We start from the raw sequence: 26908 nt of genomic DNA on the forward strand, positions 1-26908 counted from the left end.
AACGAAAGGACAAATAACGTGGCACGTATCGCCGGCGTGAACATCCCGACTGCAAAGCGGGTTCCGATCGCCCTCACCTACATCACCGGTATCGGCCCTACTTCGGCCAAAGCCATCTGCGAAGCCGTCAACATCGAGGAAAGCCGCCGGGTCAATGAACTCAGCGACGCCGAGGTTCTGGCAATCCGCGAACACATCGATGCGAACTACACTGTCGAAGGCGACCTGCGCCGCGAAGTGCAGATGAACATCAAGCGCCTGATGGACCTTGGCTGCTACCGCGGTCTGCGTCATCGTCGCAACCTTCCCGTGCGCGGTCAGCGCACCCACACCAATGCGCGCACGCGCAAAGGTCCGGCGAAACCGATCGCCGGCAAGAAGAAATAAGGGAGGGTCTGACCAATGGCACGTGATCGTCGCGTCAAGAAGAAGGTCTCCAAGAACATCGCCGCCGGCGTTGCTCATGTGAACTCTTCGTTCAACAACACAAAGATCCTGATCTCGGACGTGCAGGGCAACGCGATTGCCTGGTCGTCGGCAGGGACCATGGGCTTCAAGGGTTCGCGCAAGTCGACCCCTTACGCAGCTCAGATGGCAGCCGAGGACGCCGGCCGCAAGGCTCAGGAACACGGCGTGCGCACGCTGGAAGTCGAAGTTCAGGGTCCGGGTTCGGGCCGTGAATCGGCTCTGCGCGCTCTGGCTGCCGTGGGCTTCAACATCACGTCGATCCGTGACGTGACCCCGATCGCCCACAACGGCTGCCGCCCGCCGAAGCGCCGCCGCGTCTGAGCGATACCGATTCTAGGCGGGCCATGCTTTGCGCTTGGCCCGTTGATGCCGTTTTGAACCTCGGGAGCGTCCGGTCAAGGACATGGGCCGAACGCAGGAATTGAGGAGACCAACATGATCCACAAGAACTGGCAGGAACTGATCAAGCCGATGCAGCTTGAAGTGAAGCCTGGCAATGATCCCGCACGTCAGGCCACCGTTGTCGCAGAACCGTTGGAGCGTGGCTTCGGCTTGACGCTTGGCAACGCCCTGCGCCGCGTGCTGATGTCGTCGCTTCAGGGCGCCGCAATCACCAGCGTGCAGATCGACAACGTGCTTCACGAGTTCTCGAGCGTGGCCGGTGTTCGCGAAGACGTGACCGACATCGTTCTTAACCTCAAGGGCGTCGCGATCCGCATGGATGTCGAGGGACCGAAGCGTCTGTCGATCTCCGTGAAGGGGCCGCAGGTCGTCACTGCAGGCGACATCTCGGAGACTGCCGGGATCGAGATCCTGAACAAGGACCATGTGATCTGCCATCTTGATGAAGGTGCCGACCTGTTCATCGAGCTGACGGTCAACACCGGCAAGGGTTATGTTGCCGCTGACAAGAACCGCCCGGAAGATGCACCGATCGGGCTGATCCCGGTCGACGCGATCTATTCGCCGGTCAAGAAAGTCAGCTATGACGTGCAGCCGACCCGTGAGGGCCAGGTTCTGGACTATGACAAGCTGACCCTGAAGCTGGAAACAGATGGCTCGGTCACCCCGGACGACGCCGTTGCCTATGCTGCGCGGATCCTGCAGGATCAGCTGTCGATCTTTGTGAACTTCGACGAGCCGGAAGCGGCACGTGCCGATAGCGACGACGACGGTCTGGAATTCAACCCGCTGCTTCTGAAGAAGGTGGACGAACTGGAGCTTTCCGTGCGTTCGGCCAACTGCCTGAAGAACGACAACATCGTCTACATCGGGGACCTGATCCAGAAGACCGAAGCCGAGATGCTGCGCACCCCGAACTTCGGCCGCAAGTCGCTGAACGAGATCAAGGAAGTGCTTTCCGGCATGGGTCTACACCTTGGCATGGATGTCGAGGAATGGCCGCCGGAGAACATCGAGGACTTGGCGAAGAAATTCGAAGACCAGTTCTAAAAGACTCAATGCCCGGCTGGTCCGGGGAAATGATGGGCAATCGCCCCAAGGAGAGCGGGGGGCACGCATCCCCCGCCTGACAAAGCAAAACCGCCCGTAGAGGGCAAATGGAGTTAGAGATATGCGTCACGCACGAGGCTATCGCCGCCTTAACCGTACCCATGAGCACCGCAAGGCGCTCTTTGCAAACATGGCTGGTTCGCTCATCGAACATGAGCAGATCAAGACCACCCTTCCCAAGGCCAAGGAACTGAAGCGCATCGCCGACAAGCTTATTACGCTTGGCAAACGCGGTGATCTGCATGCGCGCCGCCAGGCAGCCGCGCAGTTGAAGCAGGATGCACTCGTCGCGAAACTTTTCGATGTTCTGGGCCCGCGCTACAAGGACCGCGCCGGTGGATACACCCGCGTTCTGAAGGCTGGCTTCCGTTATGGAGACATGGCGCCTATGGCCATCATCGAGTTCGTGGACCGCGATGTTGATGCCAAGGGCGCCGCTGACCGTGCTCGCCTTGAAGCAGAGGAAGCCGCTGAGGATTGATTCTCCGGCTTCATCTACTGATGAGTTTCGTTAAGGCCGCCCGTTAGGGCGGCTTTTTCATGCCTGTCGTCGAATCTTCCTAAGAGCCATAGCCATCGAAAGTTCAAGTTCGCGCATGGCTTCGCGAGGAGATTCGACCTTTTTCGTGCTAAAAGACAAAAAATCCTCGAGCACCTTGTCATCAGGTACGGACATGGCATCGGTGAGGTTTTTCAGAGTCTGAGCCAATTTTAGACTTCTCGAATATAAAGAACTTAAATCATTCTCACACTTTAAAGTTGACCAGCCATTAAACAACCTGTCTAAATGGACAGGTGAATTGATAACGGAACACATTGCAAAGCTGATTAGGCCGGTCCTTCCGGTAACGGAAAGACCAGTTATTGGGGTTGCCAATCCATGTGGCGAGACAACGAAACCTTAGAACTTATTGGGAAATCTGAAGCTGCGAGCTTTTCAGGGCAAGGAGGCATTTCCTCTCTCGCCAAGGAGTTCGAGGCCCTTGGATCACTTGCTCCTGCCGGCTACTCCGCCGGTCTTCACATCCGCTTTGCATCTCCATTGATTTACGTTCGGACATATAACGAAGCCTGGACGAAAATTTATGACGATAATGCCTTTGCTTTGAGGGATCCCCTGGTTTTTTGGGGTTTGGGTGTCAAAGGCCATACGCGTTGGAGTGCAATAAAGCTTCCGGATCCGTTCAACATACTCGGGCAGGCCCGTAGCCATGGGCTTGTTTATGGGGCGGTGATTTCCTGCGGGCCAATTACATCACGGACAATCGTGGGTGTTGCGCATAGTGAGCGTGAGTTTACTGATGAGGAAATTCAACGCGCCGTGAAGATCGTGCACAGTCTTCACGCCGCGGCGGAGCCTCCCACCGAGTTGACGCCCGCACAGATCGAGGCGTTGCGTCTGCTGGCTGATGGGGACCGGCACGCTGCCGCGGCTGCAAAACTCGGCATATCGGAAAGCGCTTTCAAGGCTCGACTGCAATCAGCCCGTGTTCGGCTTGGTGCACGTACGACAGCTCAGGCGCTGAAGAGAGCACGGGAGTATCAGCTACTGTAGGCGATGCGGCCTCCCCAGGAACGGTTTTTCAACCCAGACTGGAGGCTGTAAAATGCAAGTCACAACACTTTCTTTTGAAAATATGCACAACTATGGTGAGCTGTTTGCCAATATGCTGCGTGCGCGGCACAGAACGTTTATCGTCAAAAATAATTGGGAATTGCCGGAAGCCAACGGCATGGAATTCGATCAGTATGACACGCCGGCCAGCCGGTGGGTCGCCGTGCACGAATTCGGGCAGGTGCTTGCCGGGGTCCGTCTGACGCCGACGACTGCCCGCTGCGGCATCTATTCCTACATGATCCGTGACGCCCAGCTTGGACTGCTTGAAAGCATTCCCAGCGATCTTCTCTTCGAAGAGGCTCCGGTGGCGCCCCATATCTGGGAATCAAGCCGGGTTTTCGTTGCTGACACTGTCCCGGCGAAGTTAAGGCTTCGTGTCCAGTGTTCCCTGATCGACGAAATGGTCCGCTCCGCCCGGGAACTCGGTGCGACATCCCTGATCGGCATCGTTCCCGAACATTCGCCGCGGCTTGCCAGGCGGACCGGGATTGACTGTGTGCCTGCCGGGCCGGTGATCGAAACCGACGACGGGGATCGCAGCGTCTGCATCAACATCGCGCTGGCCAGCAAGCTGCACTAGAAACACCAGACCTTTCCGTCATCGCGGCAGAGGCGTATAGCCTTTGCCGCGTATGGCGGATCTTTTTGACAACCAGCCGGGCGTGCTCCCGGAGACAGGCAGTGCCCCAAGGCCACTGGCAGACCGGTTGCGGCCCAAGACATTGGATGAGGTGATCGGGCAGGACCATATTCTGGGTCCCGAGGCCCCCCTTGGTTCGATGCTGGCGTCCGGCAACCTGTCGTCGCTTGTGCTTTGGGGACCGCCCGGCGTGGGCAAGACAACGATTGCCCGATTGCTTGCCGATGCCACCGATCTCAGCTTCGTGCAGATCAGCGCGATATTCACCGGTGTGGCGGATCTGAAGAAGGTCTTCGAAGCGGCCCGGATGCGGCGGCAGGGCGGCAAGGGCACGTTGCTGTTCGTCGATGAGATCCATCGCTTCAACAAAGCCCAGCAAGATGGCTTTCTGCCTCACATGGAAGATGGAACCATCTTGCTGGTGGGGGCGACAACCGAGAATCCGTCGTTCGAGTTGAATGCGGCTCTTCTCAGCCGGGCGCAGGTTCTGGTGCTCGAGCGACTGTCGCTTGCGGACCTGGAGCGTCTGGCACAACGCGCCGAACACGAGCTTGGCAGGGCGATGCCGCTTGATGGTCCGGCGCGCGAGGCTCTGCTGGAGATGGCCGACGGCGACGGCCGGGCGCTTCTGAACCTCGTTGAGCAGGTTTCGGGCTGGAAGGTCGACGGCAAACTCGACGTCGAGGCTTTGACCAAGAGACTGACGCGCCGCGCCGCGAAATACGACAAGTCCGGAGACGAGCACTACAACCTGATCTCCGCGTTGCACAAATCCGTCCGTGGTTCCGATCCCGACGCGGCGCTCTACTGGTTCGCGAGGATGCTGGCTGGCGGTGAGGATCCGCGTTACCTCGCGCGGCGCATCACGCGGATGGCGGTCGAGGATATCGGGCTGGCCGATCCGCAGGCAAACGCGGTCTGCCTGGATGCCTGGAACACCTATGAGCGCCTTGGGTCGCCCGAGGGCGAGCTGGCGTTGGCGCAGGCCGTCACCTATCTCGCGCTCGCCCCCAAGTCGAATGCCGCCTATACGGCGTATAAGGCTGCGATGAAGGCCGCACGCGAGACCGGCTCGGAGCCGCCGCCGAAGCATATCCTGAATGCGCCGACGAAGATGATGAAAGAGCAGGGCTATGGGGAAGGTTATGCTTACGATCACGACGCCGAAGACGGGTTTTCAGGGCAGAACTATTTCCCGGAAGGTATGAAACGAGGCATCTACTACCAGCCGGTGGAGCGCGGATTCGAGCGTGAACTGAAAAGACGGTTGGATTACTTCGTCAAGCTGCGCGGCAGGCGGCAGAGTTGACATCCTTCTCCCATCAAGACAGACCCGCGCAATGCTTGGAAACCTGATCTCAGTCGCTGTAGGGGGTGCCGTCGGCGCCTCGCTCCGTTATCTGACGGGGATCGGCGTGGTTCGGCTGCTGGGTCATTCCCCCTTTCCGGTTGCGATCATCCTGGTGAACGTTCTGGGTTCTTTCCTCATGGGCGTTTTCGTGGTTGCCGCAGCGCATCGGGGGCTTACTCATCTGTCGCCACTTGTGATGACCGGTCTTCTGGGTGGCTTCACGACATTTTCGGCATTTTCACTTGAGGCTGTTACCCTCTACGAGCGCGGCGAAGTCGGGCAGGCGGTACTTTACGTCGGATTGTCCGTCGTCCTGTCGATTGGCGGGCTCATGGCAGGGCTATGGGTGGCGAGGTCGGTTCTGGCATGACGGGCGTGCAGACACTTACCGTTGGGGCCGACGAGGGCGACCAGCGGCTGGATCGCTGGTTCCGCCGGCACTTCCCGCATGTCTCCCAAGGCCGGATCGAGAAGATGTGCCGGAAGGGCGAAATCCGCGTGGACGGTGCGCGCGTTAAGGCTGCCAGCCGGGTCGAGGCGGGGCAAAGCGTACGGATCCCGCCTTTGCCTGACGATGCACCGCCGCCCAAGGCGAAGACCAGCGTCAGCGAATCGGACGCCGCGATGATCCAGAATTCGGTGATCTACCGGGATGACTATATCATCGCCCTCAACAAGCCGGCGGGTCTTCCCACACAAGGTGGGTCTAAGCAGACGCGCCACGTCGACGGTCTGGCCGAAGCGCTGAAATTCGGCCTGGACGAGAAGCCGAGGCTTGTGCACCGGCTGGACAAGGATACCTCGGGCATCCTGCTTCTGGCGCGAACTCGCAGTATCGCCAATGCGCTGACAGCGGCCTTCCGTGATCGGGACACTCGCAAGATCTACTGGGCGGCCGTGGCAGGCACACCGTCGCCGCGGATGGGAACAATCCGGTATGGGTTGGTCAAAGCTCCCGGGCATGGCGCGAAGGGCGAGGGCGAAAAGATGCTGGCCGTTCATCCGCGTGATATCGACGCGACGGAGGGAGCAAAGCGGGCAATAACGGACTATGCCGTGCTTTCGTCGCTGGGAACGCGCGCCGCGTGGGTCGCCCTTGTTCCGGTGACGGGCCGAACCCACCAATTGCGCGTCCACATGGCCGAGATCGGGCATCCGATCGTGGGCGACGGCAAGTATGGCGGCTCCGGGCAGGAAAACCTTGGTGACGGCTGGGGCGCTCAGCTTGGGGGAGAGATCAGCCGCAAGCTGCATCTTCACGCCCGCAGCCTGACCCTGACGCATCCCGTGACCGGCAAACGCCTGACACTGACGGCACCTTTGCCGGAGCATATGGAACGGACCTGGAAGATGCTGGACTGGAACCTGGCTGACGTGCTGGCCGACCCTTTCGAGGACATTGAATGAGCGAATGGGCCCCGAAACGCTTTTACAAGGACGTCACTGTCGAGAGAGAAGGCGATCAATTCTCGGTTCGGCTTGACGGCCGCCCGGTGCGTACCCCGGGGAAGCGCCTTCTGGCGATGCCGCATGAGGCCATGGCTTGGAATATTGCCGAGGAATGGCGGGCGCAGGAGGACCTGATCGACCCGCGGACCATGCCGTGGACGCGATCCGTGAACAGCGCGATCGACAAGGTTGCAAGTCAGCGTGACGAGATCATTGAGCATCTCACAAGCTACGCCGGAACGGATCTTCTATGTTATCGTGCTCACGGACCGGCAGAGTTGGTGGCGCGTCAATCGCAGGATTGGGACCCTCTGCTCGATTGGGTGACGCAACGTTACAACGTGAAGCTCAATGTGACCTCAGGCGTGATCCCCGTGGTTCAGCGTGTCGAGACACTGGAAAGGCTGCACGGCACCATGCGGCCGATGTCGGACTTTGAATTGACTGGGTTCTACGAACTGGTCACCCTTTCAGGCTCGTTCACGATCGCGCTCGCGTCAGTGGAAGGCGTGCAACCTGCTGATGTCCTCTGGAAAATTTCCCGCATCGACGAGACCTGGCAGTCGGAGCAGTGGGGCGTCGACGAAGAGGCAGAAGAGGCTTCCAACCTGAAACGCGATGCGTTTCTACATGCATTCAAATTCTTTCAAACTGCCCAGCAATAAGGCAGAGGGTCGGGTTTTTTGCTGTTTTGCGGTGTTTTCCTAAGATTCCGCAATTGAACGGTTTTTGGGCTGTTGCCCTTGACCTGTACCCTCGAATACGACCAAAATCCCGTCGTTCGGCGAAAACTCGCCAGCAGAGAAATGGGTCATACAGGACCCAGAGACCCATCAGCGATGATGGACACTCAGGAAGAGGTAAAAATGAAAAAATCCGTATTTCTTGGCGCAATGACCGCGGCCGCCCTTGTCGGCGGCGTGGCAGGCGCTGCGACGCTTGACGACGTCAAGGCGCGCGGCAAGCTGAATTGTGGTGTGACCACCGGTGTACCCGGTTTTGCCGAGCCCGACGCGAACGGCGTCTGGCAAGGCTTCGATGTCGCGGTCTGCCGTGCCGTTGCCGCAGCCGTGTTGGGCGATCCGACCGCGGTCGAGTTCGTACCTACGACCGGTAAGACCCGCTTTACCGCTCTTGCCTCCGGCGAGATCGACATGCTGGCACGGAACACGACCTGGACCTTCAGCCGTGACGTCGACCTGAAGTTCGAATTCACGGGCGTGAACTACTATGACGGTCAGGGCTTCATGGCTCCGAAAGAGCTGGGCGTGTCGTCGGCAAAGGATCTTGATGGTGCGACCATCTGTATCCAGACCGGCACCACGACCGAGCTGAACCTTGCGGACTTCTTCCGCAACAACGGCATCAGCTATGAGCCGGTTCCGATCGAAACCGGCGCCGAGGCCATCCAGCAGTACACCGCTGGCGCCTGCGACGCCTACACCACCGACGCATCGGCTTTGGCCGCTCAGCGTGCGAACCTCGAAGATCCGACTGCGCATATCATCATGCCCGAGATCATCTCGAAAGAGCCGCTTGGCCCGCTTGTTCGCCACGGCGACAACGAGTGGGGCGACATCGTCCGCTGGACGCTGAACGCGCTGATCACCGCTGAAGAGCTCGGCGTGACCTCGGTGAACCTCGACGAGATGGCGGCTGGTACCGACAACCCGGAAATCAACCGTCTGCTGGGCACTGAAGGTGATCTGGGCGCAATGCTGGGTCTCGACAAGGACTGGGCCAAGCGCGCGATCGGCGTTGCCGGCAACTATGGCGAAGTCTTCGAGAAGAACATCGGTGAAGCCACTCCGATCGGTCTGGCCCGTGGCCTGAACGCTCAGTGGACCGATGGCGGCCTGCTTTACTCGCCGCCGTTCCGGTAAGAACGACAGAGGAGGGCGCGGACATCCCGCGCCCTTCTTCTAGCCGCTCGAGACAAGCGGCTCCAGAAACAGGCGCGCACCGCCAGAGTGCATCCATAAGCGCCAAATCGACGGGGAAACGTCTGACATGACGACACTTGCCGACCAGCCGATCACGGCTCAGAGCGGGTCATTCAAGCTCTCCATGCTGCTGAACGACACGCGGTACCGATCACTGACGTTCCAGTTCATCGCGCTTGTCGCGATCATTGCCTTCATGGCCTTTGTAGGCGGCAACCTTGTCCGCAACCTTGCGGCGGCCGGTTTGAACATTTCTTTTGAGTTCCTCGGAGAGCCCGCCGGGTACGATATCAACCAAAGGCCCATCGAGTATGACTCGCAGGCCAGCCACGGCCGGGCGGCGGTTGTCGGATTGCTGAACACGCTGATCGTGGCGTTTCTGGCCTGTGTTACGGCAACGATTTTCGGTGTTATCGCCGGCGTCCTGAGGTTGTCCAACAACTGGCTGGTCTCGAAGATCATGGCGATTTACGTCGAGATCTTCCGCAATGTTCCCGTACTGATCTGGATCCTGATCATCTTCTCGATCATGATCAACGCGGCTCCCGCGCCGCGGGACTTCCGGGGCGATGATGCCACCGCATCGATGTTGCTGTTCGATTCCATTGCCGTCACGAACCGGGGGGTCTATCTGCCAAAGCCCGTTTTCGGGGACGGTTCGATGATCGTGCTGGCTGTGTTCTTCCTGTCGATTGTGGGCATCTTCGCGTTCCGGTCCTATGCCAGGAAGCAACTTTACGACCACGGCAGGATGATCCCGACCTTCTGGCCGTCCATTGGCCTTTTCTTCGTTCCCGCGATTATCGTGCAGCTTTTGCTGGGTAACCCGATCACTCTCGATTACCCGACGCTGCAAGGTTTCAACTTCCGGGGTGGCATCACGATCCTCGGTTCGCTGATTGCTCTTTGGTTCGCGCTGGCGATCTATACCGGCGCCTTCATCGCCGAGAACGTGCGTGCGGGCATTCAGGCCATCAGCAAGGGTCAGACCGAGGCTGCGGCAGCGCTGGGCCTGCGGCCCAACCGGATCATGAGCCTTGTGATCCTGCCCCAGGCGCTTCGGGTCATCATCCCGCCGCTGATCTCGCAATACCTGAACATCACGAAGAACTCGTCGCTTGCGATCGCCGTGGGCTATATGGACGTGACCGGTACGCTTGGGGGCATCACGCTTCTGCAGACTGGCCGTGCCATCGAGACGATCCTGTTGTTGATGCTGTTCTATCTGACGGTATCGCTGCTGATCTCGTTCTTCATGAACATCTTCAACAACCGCATGAAACTGAAGGAGCGCTGAGATGGCTGACGCAAATGTCTCCTTCGTTCGTCATGAATCGATTCCGCCCTCGCCCCCCCCGGCGCGGGAGAGAGGCGCCATAAAGTGGATGCGTGAGAACCTGTTTTCCAACTGGTTCAACTCCATACTCACCGTCGTGGCCCTGTATATCATCGTTCGCCTGATCTGGGGTGGTGCGCCCTGGTTTCTGAACGGCGTCTGGGATGCGGGTTCGATCAAGGAATGTCGCGACATCCTGACCGAAGCCGGCAAGTCCACCGGGGCGTGTTTCGCCGTTCTGGTTGATCGCTGGGATCACCTTTTGTTCGGCTTCAAGTATCCGGCGGACGCTTACTGGCGGCCGGTGGTTGCCTTCGTTTTGCTCCTGATCTCGGCCGCGCCGGCGCTGTTCTACATGTATATCCCGCGCCGGATGCTTATCCTGACGGCACTTTACCCGTTTGTCGCCTATTGGCTGATTTGGGGCGGGTCGCTTTGGGTGCCGATCTGCGTGGCCTTGTCGATCGTTGCGACGGGTCTGATCTTCCGCTTCGTCGAGAGCATGGACATCAGCCTGAGGCGCATCCTGTCCGCGTTGGTCGGTATCGCGGCGGGACTTGGGCTGGCCTATCTGCTGTTCAAGGGGGCCGGCGAGCTTGTCTTCATCGCGCAATCCATCGGGACCTCAGGTCTGAATATCGTCGCCTACGCCTTGTTCTGGGCGGCGGGTATCTTCACCTATGTCTTCTTCATCCCGATGGGCATCTTCGTCGCCTACACGATTTATCAAAGCGCCGAGGATGGTGATCTGGTCACGTTGGTGACGGCGCTTCTGGCGATCTACCTGATGCTGTTCTATGCGCTTGGTCCCGTATCGGGTGCGTTGAATGGCATCATCCCGCTGGAGCTTCCGGCGGTGCCATCGCGCGATATGGGCGGCTTCATGCTTTGCCTTATCCTCGGCACGGTCTGTGTTTCGCTGTCGATTCCGCTGGGGATCGTGCTGGCACTGGGACGTCAATCGAAGATGCCGCTGATCAAAGGTATCTGCGTTGTGTTCATCGAGTTCGTCCGGGGCGTGCCGTTGATCACGCTTCTCTTCGTGGCGAACGTGATGCTGGCGTATTTCATGCCCCCGCAGACCAACTTCGACCTTATCCTTCGCGTGATCATCATGATCACCATGTTCTCTTCGGCCTATATCGCCGAAGTGATCCGGGGCGGTCTCGCTGCCCTGCCGAAGGGTCAGTACGAAGCGGCGGACAGCCTTGGACTTAACTACACGCAGGCGACACGGCTGATCATTCTGCCTCAGGCGCTGAAAATCTCGATCCCGGGTATCGTGAACGTGGCCGTTGGCCTGTTCAAGGACACCACACTGGTCTCGGTGATCTCGATGTTCGACGTCGTGGGCATGATCCGCGGCCCGATCCAGCAGTCCACCGACTGGATCAGCATCTACTGGGAAGTCTACGGCTTTGCGGCCCTGTGCTTCTTCATCGTCTGCTACGGCATTTCGCAATATTCGCAGTGGCTGGAACGCCAACTGCGCACGGACCACAGATAGGGAGCGCGACACATGTCTGAAACTGCGCAAATGAAAGTCTCTGACGAAGTCGCTATCGTCATTCAGAAGATGAACAAATGGTACGGACAGTTCCATGTTCTTCGTGACATCGACCTGACAGTGTACCGGGGCGAGCGGATCGTGATCTGCGGTCCGTCCGGTTCGGGTAAATCCACTCTGATCCGCTGCATCAACGCGCTGGAGGAACACCAGGCGGGTTCGATCGAGGTGGACGGTACCCTGCTGTCGTCGGACCTGAAGAACATCGACAAGATCCGCTCCGAGGTCGGGATGTGCTTCCAGCACTTCAACCTTTTCCCGCACCTGACCATTCTCGAGAACTGCACTCTGGCGCCGATCTGGGTTCGGAAGATTCCGAAGCGTGAAGCTGAAGCGACGGCGATGCACTTCCTCGAGAAGGTGAAGATCCCTGATCAGGCCAACAAGTATCCGGGCCAGTTGTCGGGTGGTCAGCAGCAGCGGGTGGCGATTGCCCGGTCGCTTTGCATGCGTCCGAGGATCATGCTGTTCGACGAGCCGACTTCTGCGCTTGACCCGGAGATGATCAAGGAAGTGCTGGATACCATGATCGAACTGGCCGAAGAGGGCATGACCATGTTGTGCGTGACCCACGAGATGGGCTTTGCCCGCCAGGTCGCAAACCGCGTGATCTTCATGGATGCCGGTCAGATCGTTGAACAGAACGAGCCGGAGGAATTCTTCAAGAATCCGAAATCCGACCGCACAAAGCTGTTCCTCAGCCAGATTCTCGGTCACTGAGCTCGGTGAAAAGTTCTACAGAGCGCCCGTCCCGGTAGGGGCGGGCGTTTTTCTTTTCGGGTCAGAGTTCCCGCGGCACGACGAAATCGACAAGGTGTCCGGTACCCCAACCGATCTCGTTCCATCTGGACGTCTCGAATTGAATGATGGTCGTCGCGCCAGTCGGGTACATCATGAACTTTTCGTGGTCCGGGGTAGAGTCCAGAATCCGTTCGGCGAATTCGCCGATGCCGGGATTATGCGCAATGAGCATGATGACGGGCGATCTGCGGGCGCGCAGGACGTTCAGGATGGTCTCGGCGCCGGCATGATACAGTGCAGGCACGCTTTCCATCGTTGAGGTCGATGGCATCATGTCCGCCATGCGGCTCCAGGTTTCCACGGTCCTGCGGGCGCCGGAGACCAGAACAGTGTCCGGCAGGTACCCTTGAGCGATCAGCCACCGGCCCAGCTTCGCTGCCGACGACCGTCCACGCCCGTTCAAAGGTCGTTCGAAATCATCCAGGGCGGGATCGCCCCAGGCAGATTTTGCATGTCTTGTCAGAATGAGGGTCAGCGTCATTTGTGAAAATACTGCATGTGAAAGGCGGACTGAGCTTTGGATCTTCCGTAACTCTTGGATAGTGGGCAGGCACGTCGAACCGCGCAACCTGCCAAAAGGTTGGTACTGCCGGCCTCTGTGTCAAGGTAGGCGTGGCAGGCATCTACGTCGTATCCGTCGCCCGTGAGGGCCCGAGGGGGGCATGCCGACAAGCAGGGCTTTTCAATGCAAGTGGTGCATGGGTTCCTGCCCGGTGACTGCTGCTTTTCGTGCCCTGGCAGCAGAATGGCACCCCGGTAAGAGACCATCAGCCCGGCAATATCGTGAACCAGGAGCATGACCGGCGACTGCCATGCGCGGCCCGATCGAATGGCCCAGGTGAAGAAAGGTCTCAAGGGCTCGCCGAATGGGAACAGCGGGACGCCGTCCACTGTCGCGGCAAGGTCGCTGATGATCCGCAAAGACCATCTGTCGAGCGGATCCGGTTCGCCGTCGCGGAATTCCGGTTCGGCCGTCACATGGGTCCAGAAGCCCGGCTCTGCCGGCCCCAGAAGCACCAGTGTTCCTTCGCCGACGCCGTCGGCTGGGCGGGCAGGAAGTGTTCCGAAATCGGCTAGGAAGTGCTGGGATGCGTGCTTTGTCAGAGCCGCAAGGCTCATCTTTTTTTTGGACGGATCATGCTGCCGGCGCCTTGTTCGGTGTACAGTTCCAGCAGACAGGCGTTTTCGACACGTCCATCAAGGATTACGACAGCGCGAACGCCGCCCTCGATTGCCGCAAGCGCGGTTTCGGTCTTGGGGATCATGCCACCCGCGATCACACCGGTCTCGGTCATCTCGCGTACCGCCTCGGGCGTCAATTCGGTGACTACATCGCCGTCGGCATTCTTCACCCCGGCCACGTCGGTCAGAAGAAGAAGCCGATCCGCCCTGAGGCTGGCAGCGATGGCGCCTGCCGCCGTGTCGCCGTTGACGTTCATCGTCGCGCCATCCCGGCCAATGCCAAGGGGTGCGATCACCGGGATCATTTCTGCGGCCATGAGCGTGGTGATGACGGCCGGGTTCATCTCGGCCGGCTCGCCGACGAAGCCCAACTCGGGATCGGCATAGTCGCAGATCATCAGGTTCGCATCCTTGCCGGAGATGCCCACTGCCTTGCCGCCTTGCGCGTTGATTGCCTGAACGATCCGCTTGTTCACGAGGCCGGAAAGCACGGCCTCGACAACCTCGACCGTGGCCTTGTCGGTGACCCGCTTGCCCCGCACGAACTCGCTCTTGATGCCCAGCTTTCCCAGCATCTCGTTGATCATCGGACCTCCGCCGTGCACGACCACGGGGTTCACGCCAACGAGGCGCATCAGCACGATGTCGCGGGCGAACGAGGCCATTGCCTCGTCGTCGCCCATGGCGTTGCCGCCGAACTTCACGACAACGGTTGCACCGTCATAGCGCTGAAGCATCGGCAAAGCGTAGTTCAGCGTGGCCGCCGTGGCTGCAAAGTCGCGTTCCATGAAATCCTGCCGTCTCATGCGATGTGTCCCTGACCCTGATCCTTGTTAAGACCTTGGCTTCGGACGCTCAAGCCAGTGTTGCTATGATTGCGCGCAGTACGTCGATTCCATCGCCCTTCTCGGACGAGGTTACAACGATTTCGGGGAATGCCGCGGGGTGTTTGGCCAGCACGGCGCGGACCTGCGACAGGGTCTTTTCGCGTTCGGCTGCCTTGACCTTGTCAGCCTTGGTCATGACGACCTGAAACGTCACGGCGGACGTGTCCAGAAGCGAGAGGATCTCCTCATCCACTTTCTTGATGCCGTGACGGGAGTCGATCAGTACGAAGGCCCGCCGAAGCGTCTGCCGTCCTGCAAGGTAGGCCTTCAACAATTTCTGCCACTTCGCGACGACGGCCACTGGCGCATTTGCGAACCCGTATCCCGGCAGGTCTACAAGGTAATGGCTGTCGCCCAGTGTGAAGTAGTTGATCTCTTGCGTCCGTCCCGGTGTGTTCGATGCCCGCGCCAGCGCCTTGCGGCCCGTCACCGCGTTGATCAGCGTCGATTTGCCCACGTTGGAGCGCCCCGCGAAGCAAACCTCCAGCCGGTCCGCCGGTGGCAGGCCGTCCATCGCCACAACGCCCTTCAAAAACTCGGTTTGCCCGGCGAACAGCTTTCGGCCCGTTTCGATCGCCTCTACCGAAGGTGCGGCCACAGGAAACGGCAAGATCATGCGAGCACCACGGACTGGCCCGTTTCGGCGCGACCGTCTTCGAGCGCGACCAGGTAGACCCCCATATCCCTGTGTCCCCATCCGGCTTCGAGACTTCCAAGCGTATCTGCGTCGCGCCGTCCGGTGTCGGGGTTCGCCGTCGTCGCAAGGCAGCGCTCGATCCGCTCTTCGATGCGGAAACGGATGTCGCCGATCGCAATGGTTTCACCGACCCAGCCGAACTCTTCCCAAGGGGCAAGTCCATCGACCCAGAAATTCCCGCGGAACCTGCGAGGATCAAGTTTCTGGCCCAACCGATCCGACAGGGCCCGGATGCTTGCAAGGTTCAAAAGGCTGATCGACGGGTAGTCGGTATCTGACATGCCGCGGGCGTCTACGCTGACGATCCGGCTGGACGCGGCACGGTCCGCTGGCATCAGCGGGCGAACCCATTCAAGGAACGCCGGTAGATCGCTCGCGCTGTCGGGGTGGAAAGTCAGGGACGGCTGTTCGGGGTGGGAGAGCGTGACACATCGTTCGGCTTCGTTCAGTTGCGCGTCGATGGCCATCAGGCCCGGTGCCTTTGAACCGCGTGAAAAGTTCACGCAGGGTGCCCATTGACTGCCGTCTGCCCTGGCGGCCTCGTGAAGCACAGCCCAGTGCCTGTCCCAAGGCAGCATCCCGCCCGCAGTCACGTCAATGGCCGCGAGTGTCTCGCGGCCATGTGACTTGATCGGGTGCCTTTCGATCCGGGTAAGCGTGCCGGTCATTTTTTCGACTTCGACTTGGGCTTGTCGTCTTTGTTCGCCGCCGCGGGCTGTGCCTTGTTCGCTCCGCGAATGTTACCCCAGATGTCCGGGTGATAGCCGTGGCTTCGCATGATCGTGTACTGCTGAACGAAAGTGATCGTGTTGTTCGCGATCCAGTAGATCACGAGACCGCTGGCGAAACCGCCCAGCATGAACATGAAGACCCAGGGCATCCAGGCGAAGATCATCGCCTGAGTCGGGTCGGTCGGTGCCGGGTTCAGTTTCTGCTGAAGCCACATCGAGATGCCCAGCAGGATGGGCAGAATACCAATGAAGATCAGTGCCAGCAGGCTGGTCGGTTCCGGGGCGTCGAACGGCAGCAGCCCAAACAGGTTCATGATCGATGTCGGGTCGGGTGCGCTGAGGTCCTGGAACGGTCCGAAGAACGGTGCGTGGCGCAATTCGATCGTGACGAAGATAACCTTGTAGAGGCTGAAGAAGATCGGGATCTGGAGAAGGATCGGCAAACATCCGGAGGCCGGGTTCACCTTTTCCTTCTTGTAGAGATTCATCATCTCGACCTGCAGTTTCTGCCGGTCGTCGCCTGCGCGCTCCTTGATCTTCTCCATCTCGGGCTGCAGTTCCTTCATCTTCGCCATCGAGATGTAGGACTTCCGGGCCAGTGGGAAGAGCAGCGCCTTGATCAGCAGCGTCAGGGCGATGATCGCTATGCCCATGTTGCCGATCAGCGCGTTCAGTTCGTGGAGGGCGAAGAAGATCGGTTTTGTCAGGAAATAGAACCATCCCCAATCGATCGCGTCGATAAAGCCGTCGATCACCGGAGCGCCGGCAAAACCGAAGAAATAGCTTACGGACGGCCCGAACCCCTCGATATCGCGGCCAGCTTCGTAGTTGCGGATGGTTTCCCATTCCTTCGCGCCGGTGAAGACCTTGGTCGTGGAGGACGCGGTTTGTCCGGGAGCGACGTCGATCGCAGGCATCCGGGCGGTGGTGCGATAGACATCCGCACCAGGGACGTACTGGACAACGGAGGTGAAGGCGCTGCCTTGTTCAGGCACGAGGATCGTCATCCAGTAGTGATCGGTGAATCCGATCCAGCCATTCTCGGATGCTTCCTTCACGTCTGCCGACGCACCCCAGACAGCGTCATCGCGAAGGTCCGGGATATCGGCGTAATCGATCTCTTCAAGTTCGCCGTCGGTACGACGGATCGCGCCTTCGTGGATGATGAAGAAACCAGCCAGATTCTGAGGTTCGCCGTGCCGCGCCACTAGTCCATAGGGTGCCAGGCGCACGGGTTCCGACGTCGCGTTCTCGACGCTTTGCGTCACGGTGAACATGAACTTGTCGTCCACTTCGATCGTGCGCCGGAAGACCAGTCCCGAAGGGCTGTCCCAACGGATGACAACCGGGGTGTCGGGGCCAAGGGTCTCGCCGCTTTCCACGCTCCAGACGGTGTCGGGCGAAGGCACGTCACTGACGTCGAGCGTGCCACCCGGCGCCCAGCCAAAGACGGAGTAATAGGGCTGCGCAGAGCCGATCGGTGCAAGAACCTCGACTTCGTCAGCCCCTCTTTGCTGAGTAGTGCGATAGTTCTTGAGCGAGATCGTATCGATCCGGCCACCAGCCAGAGAGAGGGAACCCAGAAGGCTGGGGGTGTCGATTTCGACGCGTGCCACGTTTTCAGCCGCGGCTGGCTGGGTCGTGGGTGCGGTGGCGGTGGTGACGTCGGCATCTGCGGCGGGTACGGCCGTGGCCGGATCCACACCGCTTGCGACGGTCGACGAACCCTCGACGGCGGCGGGTTCCTCAGGCGGCGGGAACAGCACGAACCAGATGATGAGCACCAGAGAGCTCAGCACCATTGCCAGCAAAAGGTTCTTGTTCTGGTCGTCCATTGGTTTTCACCACCCATCGCGCTCGGATTGCCGAGGTTCAATCGTCCATGGGCCAAAAGGTCAAGGTGTTTTCCCAGGCGAATGGTCACGTTTCGGGGCTTCCCGGCGGAACAGAGAGCCAAGTCGCCGGAAATTTCGGTGCATGGGTAATTCCCGCTCCACACTCCGAGGCCTTCTCGTCATTGGTCTTGGGCTTTTAGGATCGGCCAGTCAGCGGTTCACGAAGGACTTCAGGCTGATTCTGCGGTTCCGGTCGAGGAGCCCAGATGTCCCGAGTTTTCGCGCTCTTCCAGCCAAAGCAGAGTTTCGCCCAATGGCATGGGCCTGGCCACGACATATCCTTGTATGTGAGGGCAGCCGAGTTTCCGGAGCACGTCTCTTTCGCGGTCCGTTTCGACACCTTCCGCAAGGGCTTCGATCCCAAGCTTGTTGCTGAAGGAGAGGAGAGCGGAAACCATGCGTTTCTGTTCGATATCCTTGTCCAGCTTCGAGACAAGGCATCGGTCGATCTTGATGCGCGAGACGTTGAAACGCCGGATATTGATAATGCTGGTGAAGCCGGTTCCGAAATCATCCAGGTCAATTCGGCAGCCGGCTTTTGACAATGTCTTCAGTGTTCGCGTGATCGAGTCCTCGTGTTTCTCGGCAATCACGCTTTCAAGGACTTCGACGACCAGCCGATCCGGCTCCAGGTTGTATCGGTCGAGTTCCCACATCACGTAATCCGCCAGACGCGGGTTGCGCAGGTCTTCGCCGGAGAAATTCACGGATACGCTTGGCACCTTGAAGCCGGCCGCATCCCACGCGTTCAGGGCTGTCAATGCCTGTTTCAGCACGACTTCGGCTAGGCGCTGCGACAAGCCGGCCTTGTGGATGTCCGGAAGAAAGGCGCCCGGCTGGACAAGGCCGTGTTCGGGACGATCCCAACGCGCCAGGGCTTCGAAACCGATGACGTGCCGCCGGTCGGAGGACATCTGCGGCTGAAACCAGGCGAAGATTTCACCGGTCTCCAAGGCGTTTGAAAGCTCCCGAGCACGCCGCCGCTCGTCATCCTTTTCGCTCACCAGACCTTCTGTGAAGATCCGGACAGACCCGGCCCCCGAAGTCGTTGCGAACTCGCCTGCACGCTCGGCGGCCAATACAAGCGTTTCGGCGGTCGGGCTGGTTACATGCAGTTCCGCGGCTATGCCGATCGACATGGTGCAATAAATCCGAGCGGTATTTTCACTGAATGGCTCATCGCAGATGCCCTGAAGGCGCCGGGCCAACCGAAGCAGGTTCTCGGTCTCTGGCGCGCGGACGTTTCGCAATCCAAAGGCAATGATGCTTTCGTCCAGCGTTGCGACTGCATCTTCTTGGCGCAGAACATCCTGAAGACGCCGGACGATTTCCCGTTCGATTGCCTTGCGTGATTCCCGTCCGAAGCGGGTTTCCAAATCGCGGATATCGTCGATCAGCAGAACCAGTACCGCGAATTGACCAGCGTGCGTTCCACGGGCCAGCATCGCCTTGTTCAGCCAGGATATCAGCTCGCTCCGAGACAAGAGGCGCGATGTATCACCGGTTTTCGGGTCGGCTTCGACATCGAGGGATGACCTTCCCAGCCATGTCGCGGCAATGGGGGTCGCAAGAGCCGCCACGACGAGGCTGCTCTCGCCAAAGAACCAGAAACCGCACAGAAGGCCCATCGGAAGAATAGCGACAAGACGGCGCGCGGTGAGTCCGGCGACGACCCCGCTCGCCGATCCACCTATCCTGATCTTGAATGCCGTCAGCATGCCGCACCGCCTTGCCTCGCGTTGGACAGTTTCTGGCAGCTACCGGCTTATTTTGCGTTAATGGCCGCTCAGTCGTCGCATTTCGTGCGGGCCAGCCCCAAGAAGTCGAACAATTTGGGGTCAAGCAAATGGGAAGGCCTCGCGTTCATCAGCGCCCGGAACATCACCTGTCGGCGTCCGGGGCTGTTCTTTTCCCAGCCGTCCAGGATCTGCTTTACTTGCTGGCGCTGAAGCCCGTCCTGCGAACCGCAGAGATCGCACGGAATGATAGGATAATTCATGGCCCGCGCAAATCGCTCGCAATCGTCTTCCGCCACATGGGCAAGCGGGCGGTAGACGAAGAGGTCGCCTTCTTCGTTCAGGAGCTTTGGCGGCATTGTGGCCAGCCGTCCGCCGTGGAAGAGGTTCATGAAGAACGTTTCGAGGATGTCGTCCCGGTGGTGCCCCAGCACGACTGCGGAACATCCTTCCTCGCGGGCGATGCGATAGAGGTTTCCCCTCCGCAGCCGCGAACACAAGGCGCAGTAGGTCCGGCCCTGGGGGACTTTGTCCACGACGATCGAATAGGTGTCCTGGTACTCGATCCGGTGCGGCACACCCATCTTCTGCAGAAACTCCGGCAGAACGGTTGCAGGGAAACCCGGCTGGCCCTGATCGAGATTGCACGCAAGGATTTCGACGGGCAGCAGTCCGCGCCACTTGAGTTCGTAGAGCGCCGCCAGCAATGTGTAGCTGTCCTTGCCGCCGGAAAGGCACACCAGCCATTTTGCATTCCGCTCGACCATGCCGTATTGTTCGATGGCTTCACGCACATTGCGGATGATCCGCTTGCGCAGCTTCCGGAACTCCGTGGTTTGCGGAGCGCCTTGGAAAAGGGGGTGGATCTCGTCGGTCTCGTCAAGCATGGCCGCGCATATGCCAGATCCCCGAACGCGAGGGAAGCGCATGCGTGCCATCCGTCCCGCGCTTTCGCACGTATCTGTTAAAAAGGAGATATCATGCGACGCCTCGCCCTTGTCACGTTCTTCGCTCTTGCCGCCTGCACCGGCAAACCGTCTCTGGATGACCCGGCGCTGAGCGACCGCGAACTGAACCTCGAAGAGTTCTTTCTGGGCGAAACAGTCGCCAAGGGACAGTTCCAGGACATCTTCGGCACGGTGCGCCGGAGGTTCGACGTTACCATCGACGGGGATTGGGACGGCAGCACGCTGACCCTGACCGAGGATTTCGTCTACGAGGACGGATCGACCGAGCAGCGGGTCTGGTCCCTGGTAAAGACGGGCCCCGATACTTGGCGGGGCAGCGCACCCGGCGTGATCGGCACTGCTTCTGGCACGGAAAAAGGCGACAGTTTCAACTGGGCGTACACCATAGACCTGCCGATCCCTTCGGCTGAGGGCGCAACCGAAACGATGCGCGTCACTTTCGACGACTGGATGTGGCTGATGTCGGACGAGAGGCTGCTGAACAGGGCCTATGTGAAACGCTTCGGCGTCGACATCGGCGAAGTGATCATCTGGTTCGAAAAGCCCTAGTCCGGCACGTTGTCGACGCCCGAACCACCCCACGGATGGCATCGTGCTATGCGCCGCGCCGCAAGCCAGCTGCCCTTTATGGCGCCATGTTTTTCCAGCGCTTCCAGCGCGTAGGCCGAGCAGGTCGGATGATACCGGCAGCTGTGCCCGACCCAGGGCGAAAGAAGAAGCCGATAGGCCCGAACGGGCAGGGCGACGATATGGGCAAGCGGACTCATGCGTGCGCCTTCTGGAGTGCGCGTTCAAGATCGGCACGCATCTCGGCGAAATCGCGGGAGGCCGTTACCTCCCGGCGACCGATGAGAACATAGTCGAAGCCATCGCGCCCATGCTCGGGCAGGACGAGGCGCGCAATCTCCCGCAGGCGTCTCTTGGCCCGGTTCCGTGCCACGGCATTTCCGACCTTCTTCGAGCAGGTGAAGCCTATGCGCTTGCCCTCGGCCTCACCTTCCCGGCGCTGACGGTACTGCAACGTGAAACCGGGGGTCGAAACCCGCCTTGCCGAGGCCGCGCGAAGGAAATCCGCGCGCTTTGAAAGTATCGTCAGCCCGTCTATGCGCATGGTCCCGACACTTAGGTTCACATTGCCCTTCGTTTCTCGATGTAGTCCGAGGGAGTCGAGTACTGCGCGACGGGGCAGCGCCCGCGGTCCACTTTAAACGACAAAACCGCCGTCGGTCACCCGCGGCGGTTTATCGCTGGGAATCGGCCGGGCGTCAGGCGCTCAGCTTCTTCCGGCCCTGTGCGCGGCGCGCGTTCAGGACCTTGCGGCCGGCTTTGGTCGCCATGCGCGCGCGGAACCCATGGCGCCGCTTGCGGACCAGGTTCGAGGGTTGATATGTGCGCTTCGACATTGCCTGTCTCCGATCTCTGGCCCGATTTTCCGGTCGGATTCGGGCCCAATTCATTCCGAAGCCCGGTCTCTAAGGGGATCGTCCCCCCAAGTCAACGCCCCTTGCCAGCGGTTTTTGCAACATTTTCGCGGCCGCGACCCCGCCAAATGTTACATCGGGCGGCGTGCGGCGTGCAAAAAGACCTCAAATCCTTCACCCGTTATCAACCGGGCGTGATCGGTCTGACAATTGCCGGCATTGCGTCTCATCTTCTGACACAACAGAAACGACTTGCGCGGGATGAACCGGAATGGCGGAAATGACAGAAGCACCGAAGGTGTCGGCAGGATTTGCGAAGCGGGTGCCATTGATGGTGATTCTCGCCGTTGCGATCGTCGGGGCCATCACTCTGCGCGATTACCTCAGCTTCCAGGCGTTGGCAGACAACCGCGATGCGCTGATCGCGTTTCGTGACGCGAACTATATGATGACGGTTCTGGCCTTCATCGCCGCATATGTCGTGATCGTCGGTTTTTCGTTGCCCGGCGCTACCGTGGCCACGCTGACGGGCGGCTTTCTGTTCGCGACATTTCCGGGCGCGCTCTTCAACATCATCGCCGCGACGATCGGAGCGACGATCATCTTCCTGGCCGCGCGTTGGGGCTTCGGAGAGACGCTGGGACGGAAGCTCGAAAACTCGGATGGCGCGGTCAAGAAGATCAAGGATGGGATCGACGAGAACCAGTGGTCGATGCTGTTTCTGATCCGTCTTGTTCCGGCGGTGCCGTTCTTTGTCGCGAACCTCGTGCCATCATTTCTGGAAGTACCTTTGCACCGCTTCGTGATCTCGACGTTCCTCGGCATCATTCCGGGCGCCGTGGTCTATACCTCGGTGGGCGCGGGGCTTGGAGAGGTTTTCGCGAGGGGCGAGACTCCGAACCTGGGCATCATCTTCGAGCCGCATATTCTCTTGCCCGTGATCGGGCTTTGCCTGCTCGCCGCGCTTCCGATCTTGATCAAGGCCGTGCGCGGAAAGGATGTCTGAGATGAACCGGATCAAGACGGATATCCTTGTCATTGGCGCCGGATCCGGGGGGCTCTCGGTGGCCGCCGGTGCAGTGCAGATGGGGGCCAGGGTCGTCCTGCTGGAAGGTCACAAGATGGGAGGCGATTGTCTCAACTTCGGTTGCGTGCCATCCAAGGCACTGCTCTCCGAGGCGAAACGTGCCCATGCCATGGGTGGCGGTGTCGATTACTCCGCGGCCAAGGATCACGTCCACAAGGTGATCGAGACGATCGCGCCCGTCGACAGCCAGGAACGGTTCGAGGGTCTTGGCGTCCATGTCATCCGCGAATACGGCCGGTTCATCTCGCCCACCGAGGTGCAGGCGGGCGATACGGTGATCACCGCGCGGCGCATCGTCATCGCCACGGGTTCGGGACCCTTCGTGCCGCCGATCCCTGGTATCGAGACCGTCAGGTATTTCACGAACGAAAACATCTTCGATCTGCGCGAGCGTCCGGATCATCTGTTGATCATCGGCGGCGGTCCGATCGGAATGGAGATGGCGCAGGCCCATATCAGGCTGGGCAGCAAGGTCACCGTGATCGAAGGCATGAAGGCGCTGGGCAAGGATGATCCCGAGGCGGCGGGGATCGTGCTGGAACAGATGCGCGCCGAGGGTATCGAGATCGTCGAGGATGTGGTGGCCCAGGAGATCGCCGAAAGCGGCGGGCAAATCACCGTGAAGACCAGCAATGGCAACTTCACCGGATCGCATCTGCTGATGGCAGTCGGACGCAAGGTGAACATCGACAAACTGGACCTCGACAAAGGCAACGTCTCCTATGATCGAGCAGTGAAAGTCGGTGCCGACTTGCGCTCGGTCACGAACAAGCGCGTCTACGCGATCGGAGACGCGGCAGGTGGGCTGCAGTTCACGCATGTTGCCGGCTATCATGCGGGTGTCATCATCCGATCCATGCTCTTCGGGTTGCCGTCAAAGGCGAAAACCGACCACATCCCGTGGGTGACCTACACCGATCCGGAACTCGCACAGGTGGGGGCGACGGAGGCGGAGGCGCGGAAACAGTACGGAAACCATGCGATCACGGTCACGCGTTTCGACTACCATGAGAACGACCGTGCCATTGCCACTGGTCAAACGACCGGTTTCATCAAGGTGATGGTGGTCAAGGGCAAGCCGGTGGGCGCCACCATTGTCGGGGCACACGCCGGAGAGATGATCGGAATGTGGGCGATGGCGATCGCCAACGGGCTGAAGATGTCGGCAATAGCGAATACCGTGCTTCCCTATCCAACGCTGTCGGAGATCAACAAGCGGGCAGCGGGGGCCTATTTCTCACCCAAGCTTTTTGATAATCCTACGGTAAAGAAGGTGGTCGGCTTCGTGCAGAATTACCTGCCGTAGGTTCCGCCAGTCAGAGGCAGTATGTTTCCAAACTCGCTTTCCGGACGGTTCCTGGCACTCACGATTATTTTCGTGATGCTGGCGGAGGTTTTCATCTTCGTTCCGTCCATCGCGCGGTTTCGGCAGGACTACATGGTCAACCGGCTGGAGCGGGCACAGATCGCCTCGCTGGCGCTGCTGGCCAACGACATGATCGACCCCGAACTCGAATACGAGCTTCTGAAGAATGCGGGAGTATTCAACGTCGTACTTCGCCGCGACGAGGTGAGGCAACTGATGCTGTCGTCAGACATGCCTTCTCCGGTGGCGGCAACCTATGATCTGCGCGATCCATCGGCAGGCGCACTCATCATGGATGCGATGGCACGGCTTTTGAACCCGGAGCCGGAGGTGGTGAGGGTGATTGGAAATCCCGTTCAGGATGCGGGTCTTCTGATCGAAGTCACCATGCCGACGGCGCCCTTGCGGGAAGCGATGATCGATTACGGACTTCGCATCCTTCTGCTTTCGGCGGTGATTTCCGTATTCACCGCGACGCTCTTGTTCTTCGCGGTGCGGCGGTTGCTTGTGACCCCGATCAAGGGGGTTGTCGCGGCCATGAAGTCCTATGCCGCGGCCCCCGAAGATGCGCGCCGGATCATCACGCCGTCGGCGGGCGTGCGCGAACTGAACGAGGCTGAGCATGCTCTGCGGTCCATGCAGTCGGACCTGACGTCGATGCTGCGCCAACGCGAGCGTCTTGCAGCGCTGGGCAGCGCAGTCGCGAAAATCTCTCACGATCTTCGCAATATCCTGACGTCGGCCCAGCTTTTCGCCGACCGTATCGAGGACTCTGAGGATCCGGTGGTGGCTCGAATGGCGCCGAAGCTGATGAATTCCATCACCCGCGCCGTCCATCTGTGCGAGTCGACGCTGGCGTTCGGCAAAGCGGAGGAGCCATCACCGACGCTGAGCATCGTGAACCTCGCGGATATCGTGCAGGATGTGATCGAGGCGGAACGCCTGGCGACGACCGACGATCTGGTCGCTTTCGAAAACGAAGTCCCGCGGGCCCTCATGGTACGCGCCGATTCCGAACAGCTTTATCGCATCACGTCCAACCTGATCCGCAATGCGCGTCAGGCGATCGAGGCGTCGAAGAAACCCGGCAAGATCCAGGCGGCGGCCGGCGAAGATGACAATAGCTGGTGGATACGCGTCTCCGATAGCGGTCCGGGGCTGCCGCAAAAGGCGCAGGAACATCTCTTCACGCCCTTTCAGGGGGGCGCGCGCAAAGGTGGTTCAGGTCTTGGTCTCGCGATTGCCGCAGAACTTGTTCGCGGTCACGGAGGGACTCTTTCGCTTACGAAGACGGGGCCCGAAGGCACCGTCTTCACTGTAACTCTTCCAAAGACTGTTTTCGGCTCTCATCGAGCGGCGCAGTAGCCAGCCGCCGATGGCTTCGACTCTTTCAGAGCAGGCTGGCGTTTCATCATAGCGTTCTTGGGGTTTTTCAGGGTCGCACGATAGGGAGGTCCCTGCCTGGGAAATCAGGGGTTGAAGTTACTCCAGTCGCCTCCGCCACCATTGTTCTTCGTGTAATCGCGGACTGCTTCGCGGAACTCTTCGCTCTGTTGGCCGAGGTTTTCGGGGGTAACGCCAAGCTCGCCAAGCCGGTCCCATTTTGCGGTAGGTGCGCCAGAATTGTTGCCGTTATTGGGATCTTTCGGATTTTCAGGATCGTCGGTGTTGTCGTCGGGAGCTGAAACCAGCCGGTTCGGCCGAGAACCTCCATCTACCAGGGCAGAATTCCCGCCTATCGGTTGGTGAGGCGGCAGGCCGAACAGACCGCCGCCAAAACGCGCCGGAGCAACGGCGGGTCGAGCGGTGCCAATTGGAACGCCATCCTCGCAGTCCAATTGCCTTTGCAACTCGATCGGGACTTCAGTGCGCAATTTCGGACACCAGATTGCGGCTGTTTCCGCTGGCAATTGTCCGACGGTCGCATCTTTGACTCCGGCCTCTCCATATCCGCCCGCGAAGCTGGGCAATGGGGCGGCGAAGACGGCTAGGAATGCGTATTTTCCAAGAGTGGTCATCAATTTTCTTTCTTGCTGGCAGGGTCGGTCCCGAAGCAGGCTTTGCCTGGCAATTCAAAGTCGGGTGAATTGTGGTGGCAGAGCAGTCTGGTCCATTCTTCCCATATCTTGCGTTAATTCACTAACGAAAGACGATATCACGTAGTCCTAAAGTACATCCTAAGCCTGCACATTGTCGAGATCCAAGCTGCCTGCCGTGGACTGGTCGGTGGTTTTTTGCTTGAGTACGAACAGG

The 26908-nt window shown here is 59.7% G+C and carries 31 protein-coding genes; 18 read left to right on the top strand and 13 right to left on the bottom strand.

Features of this window, described 5'->3' with window-relative positions:
- Positions 1-18 precede the first annotated feature (18 nt).
- The 4 genes from rpsM to rplQ all read left to right on the top strand — a co-directional run bounded on the left by rpsM (position 19) and on the right by rplQ (position 2461).
- Positions 19-387 carry a 30S ribosomal protein S13 gene (gene rpsM / locus ACKLNI_RS18530; RefSeq protein WP_413720586.1) on the top strand — a complete coding sequence of 123 codons (369 nt, stop codon included), beginning with the start codon at positions 19-21 and terminating at the stop codon, positions 385-387.
- 15 nt (positions 388-402) lie between these two features.
- The gene (gene rpsK, locus ACKLNI_RS18535; protein ID WP_413720587.1) at positions 403-789 is read left to right on the top strand and encodes a 30S ribosomal protein S11; all 387 of its coding nucleotides are present in this window, start codon (positions 403-405) and stop codon (positions 787-789) included.
- Between the two features lie 114 nt (positions 790-903).
- The gene (locus ACKLNI_RS18540) at positions 904-1920 is read left to right on the top strand and encodes a DNA-directed RNA polymerase subunit alpha (protein ID WP_413720588.1); all 1017 of its coding nucleotides are present in this window, start codon (positions 904-906) and stop codon (positions 1918-1920) included.
- A 121-nt stretch (positions 1921-2041) separates the two neighbouring features.
- Positions 2042-2461, top strand: a complete 420-nt coding sequence (rplQ, locus tag ACKLNI_RS18545; RefSeq protein ID WP_413720589.1) for a 50S ribosomal protein L17 — start codon at positions 2042-2044, stop codon at positions 2459-2461.
- A gap of 57 nt (positions 2462-2518) precedes the next feature.
- Here the strand turns inward: rplQ and ACKLNI_RS18550 are convergent, their stop codons facing one another.
- Entirely contained in the window at positions 2519-2689 is a 171-nt protein-coding gene (locus ACKLNI_RS18550) for a hypothetical protein (RefSeq protein ID WP_413720590.1), read from the bottom strand.
- A 243-nt stretch (positions 2690-2932) separates the two neighbouring features.
- On the opposite strand from ACKLNI_RS18550, the gene ACKLNI_RS18555 reads away from it, so the two are divergent.
- The 10 genes from ACKLNI_RS18555 (at position 2933) to ACKLNI_RS18600 (ending at position 12604) form a co-directional block, all read left to right on the top strand.
- A complete protein-coding gene (locus tag ACKLNI_RS18555; RefSeq protein ID WP_413720798.1) occupies positions 2933-3535 on the top strand; it encodes a helix-turn-helix transcriptional regulator in 603 nt (200 codons plus the stop codon).
- Between the two features lie 112 nt (positions 3536-3647).
- Positions 3648-4178: an acyl-homoserine-lactone synthase gene (locus ACKLNI_RS18560; RefSeq protein WP_413720799.1), complete on the top strand. Its 531-nt coding sequence runs from the start codon at positions 3648-3650 to the stop codon at positions 4176-4178.
- Between the two features lie 52 nt (positions 4179-4230).
- Entirely contained in the window at positions 4231-5547 is a 1317-nt protein-coding gene (locus tag ACKLNI_RS18565) for a replication-associated recombination protein A (RefSeq protein ID WP_413720591.1), read from the top strand.
- Between the two features lie 31 nt (positions 5548-5578).
- Positions 5579-5959 (top strand): fluoride efflux transporter CrcB, encoded by a 381-nt coding sequence (gene crcB, locus ACKLNI_RS18570; RefSeq protein WP_413720592.1) that lies wholly within the window; start codon positions 5579-5581, stop codon positions 5957-5959.
- Positions 5956-6996 carry an RluA family pseudouridine synthase gene (locus ACKLNI_RS18575; protein ID WP_413720800.1) on the top strand — a complete coding sequence of 347 codons (1041 nt, stop codon included), beginning with the start codon at positions 5956-5958 and terminating at the stop codon, positions 6994-6996. Before crcB ends, ACKLNI_RS18575 begins: the two co-directional genes overlap by 4 nt.
- Positions 6993-7703, top strand: coding sequence for an ATP12 family chaperone protein (locus tag ACKLNI_RS18580; RefSeq protein ID WP_413720593.1), 711 nt, complete (start codon positions 6993-6995; stop codon positions 7701-7703). The genes ACKLNI_RS18575 and ACKLNI_RS18580 overlap by 4 nt, the downstream gene beginning before the upstream one ends.
- A gap of 201 nt (positions 7704-7904) precedes the next feature.
- Positions 7905-8921 (top strand): amino acid ABC transporter substrate-binding protein, encoded by a 1017-nt coding sequence (locus tag ACKLNI_RS18585; RefSeq protein WP_413720594.1) that lies wholly within the window; start codon positions 7905-7907, stop codon positions 8919-8921.
- A 127-nt stretch (positions 8922-9048) separates the two neighbouring features.
- Positions 9049-10278, top strand: a complete 1230-nt coding sequence (locus ACKLNI_RS18590) for an amino acid ABC transporter permease (RefSeq protein ID WP_413720595.1) — start codon at positions 9049-9051, stop codon at positions 10276-10278.
- A gap of 1 nt (position 10279) precedes the next feature.
- On the top strand, positions 10280-11824 hold the full coding sequence (locus tag ACKLNI_RS18595) for an amino acid ABC transporter permease (RefSeq protein WP_413720596.1): 1545 nt from the start codon (positions 10280-10282) through the stop codon (positions 11822-11824).
- Positions 11825-11836: 12 nt separating this feature from the next.
- Positions 11837-12604 (top strand): amino acid ABC transporter ATP-binding protein, encoded by a 768-nt coding sequence (locus tag ACKLNI_RS18600; RefSeq protein WP_413720597.1) that lies wholly within the window; start codon positions 11837-11839, stop codon positions 12602-12604.
- Between the two features lie 61 nt (positions 12605-12665).
- On the opposite strand, the gene ACKLNI_RS18605 is transcribed toward ACKLNI_RS18600, so the two are convergent.
- From ACKLNI_RS18605 to ttcA, 8 genes are all read right to left on the bottom strand, one after another.
- The gene (locus tag ACKLNI_RS18605) at positions 12666-13166 is read right to left on the bottom strand and encodes a SixA phosphatase family protein (protein ID WP_413720598.1); all 501 of its coding nucleotides are present in this window, start codon (positions 13164-13166) and stop codon (positions 12666-12668) included.
- Positions 13163-13804, bottom strand: a complete 642-nt coding sequence (locus ACKLNI_RS18610; RefSeq protein WP_413720599.1) for a ferredoxin — start codon at positions 13802-13804, stop codon at positions 13163-13165. The genes ACKLNI_RS18605 and ACKLNI_RS18610 overlap by 4 nt, the downstream gene beginning before the upstream one ends.
- Positions 13801-14673 carry an acetylglutamate kinase gene (gene argB, locus ACKLNI_RS18615; RefSeq protein ID WP_413720600.1) on the bottom strand — a complete coding sequence of 291 codons (873 nt, stop codon included), beginning with the start codon at positions 14671-14673 and terminating at the stop codon, positions 13801-13803. The genes ACKLNI_RS18610 and argB overlap by 4 nt, the downstream gene beginning before the upstream one ends.
- A 49-nt stretch (positions 14674-14722) precedes the next feature.
- Complete coding sequence (gene yihA / locus ACKLNI_RS18620; protein ID WP_413720601.1) at positions 14723-15370, bottom strand: ribosome biogenesis GTP-binding protein YihA/YsxC; 648 nt, start codon at positions 15368-15370, stop codon at positions 14723-14725.
- Positions 15367-16119 (bottom strand): MOSC domain-containing protein, encoded by a 753-nt coding sequence (locus ACKLNI_RS18625; protein ID WP_413720602.1) that lies wholly within the window; start codon positions 16117-16119, stop codon positions 15367-15369. The genes yihA and ACKLNI_RS18625 overlap by 4 nt, the downstream gene beginning before the upstream one ends.
- Positions 16116-18017 (bottom strand): membrane protein insertase YidC, encoded by a 1902-nt coding sequence (gene yidC, locus ACKLNI_RS18630; RefSeq protein WP_413720603.1) that lies wholly within the window; start codon positions 18015-18017, stop codon positions 16116-16118. Before yidC ends, ACKLNI_RS18625 begins: the two co-directional genes overlap by 4 nt.
- A gap of 230 nt (positions 18018-18247) precedes the next feature.
- Positions 18248-19795, bottom strand: a complete 1548-nt coding sequence (locus ACKLNI_RS18635; RefSeq protein ID WP_413720604.1) for an EAL domain-containing protein — start codon at positions 19793-19795, stop codon at positions 18248-18250.
- A 68-nt stretch (positions 19796-19863) separates the two neighbouring features.
- Positions 19864-20700 (bottom strand): tRNA 2-thiocytidine(32) synthetase TtcA, encoded by an 837-nt coding sequence (gene ttcA / locus ACKLNI_RS18640; RefSeq protein WP_413720605.1) that lies wholly within the window; start codon positions 20698-20700, stop codon positions 19864-19866.
- Between the two features lie 93 nt (positions 20701-20793).
- On the opposite strand from ttcA, the gene ACKLNI_RS18645 reads away from it, so the two are divergent.
- The gene (locus ACKLNI_RS18645; RefSeq protein WP_413720606.1) at positions 20794-21330 is read left to right on the top strand and encodes a DUF3833 domain-containing protein; all 537 of its coding nucleotides are present in this window, start codon (positions 20794-20796) and stop codon (positions 21328-21330) included.
- Here ACKLNI_RS18645 and yidD read toward each other — a convergent pair.
- From yidD to rpmH, 3 genes are all read right to left on the bottom strand, one after another.
- Positions 21327-21548 (bottom strand): membrane protein insertion efficiency factor YidD, encoded by a 222-nt coding sequence (yidD, locus tag ACKLNI_RS18650; RefSeq protein ID WP_413720607.1) that lies wholly within the window; start codon positions 21546-21548, stop codon positions 21327-21329. The genes ACKLNI_RS18645 and yidD overlap by 4 nt on opposite strands.
- On the bottom strand, positions 21545-21892 hold the full coding sequence (gene rnpA / locus ACKLNI_RS18655) for a ribonuclease P protein component (protein ID WP_413720801.1): 348 nt from the start codon (positions 21890-21892) through the stop codon (positions 21545-21547). The genes yidD and rnpA overlap by 4 nt, the downstream gene beginning before the upstream one ends.
- A 154-nt stretch (positions 21893-22046) precedes the next feature.
- A complete protein-coding gene (rpmH, locus tag ACKLNI_RS18660; RefSeq protein WP_413720608.1) occupies positions 22047-22184 on the bottom strand; it encodes a 50S ribosomal protein L34 in 138 nt (45 codons plus the stop codon).
- A gap of 289 nt (positions 22185-22473) precedes the next feature.
- On the opposite strand from rpmH, the gene ACKLNI_RS18665 reads away from it, so the two are divergent.
- The 3 genes from ACKLNI_RS18665 to ACKLNI_RS18675 are packed head-to-tail and all read left to right on the top strand — an operon-like array spanning position 22474 to position 26020.
- Entirely contained in the window at positions 22474-23208 is a 735-nt protein-coding gene (locus ACKLNI_RS18665; protein WP_413720609.1) for a TVP38/TMEM64 family protein, read from the top strand.
- Between the two features lies 1 nt (position 23209).
- Positions 23210-24595: a dihydrolipoyl dehydrogenase family protein gene (locus tag ACKLNI_RS18670; RefSeq protein ID WP_413720610.1), complete on the top strand. Its 1386-nt coding sequence runs from the start codon at positions 23210-23212 to the stop codon at positions 24593-24595.
- Positions 24596-24616: 21 nt separating this feature from the next.
- The gene (locus ACKLNI_RS18675) at positions 24617-26020 is read left to right on the top strand and encodes a sensor histidine kinase (RefSeq protein ID WP_413720611.1); all 1404 of its coding nucleotides are present in this window, start codon (positions 24617-24619) and stop codon (positions 26018-26020) included.
- 104 nt (positions 26021-26124) lie between these two features.
- Here ACKLNI_RS18675 and ACKLNI_RS18680 read toward each other — a convergent pair whose 3' ends face one another.
- The gene (locus ACKLNI_RS18680; protein ID WP_413720612.1) at positions 26125-26625 is read right to left on the bottom strand and encodes a hypothetical protein; all 501 of its coding nucleotides are present in this window, start codon (positions 26623-26625) and stop codon (positions 26125-26127) included.
- Positions 26626-26908: the final 283 nt, after the last annotated feature.

Origin of the sequence: Silicimonas lutimaris (assembly GCF_047314965.1) — a bacterium.
Classification (GTDB): domain Bacteria; phylum Pseudomonadota; class Alphaproteobacteria; order Rhodobacterales; family Rhodobacteraceae; genus JAVJUV01.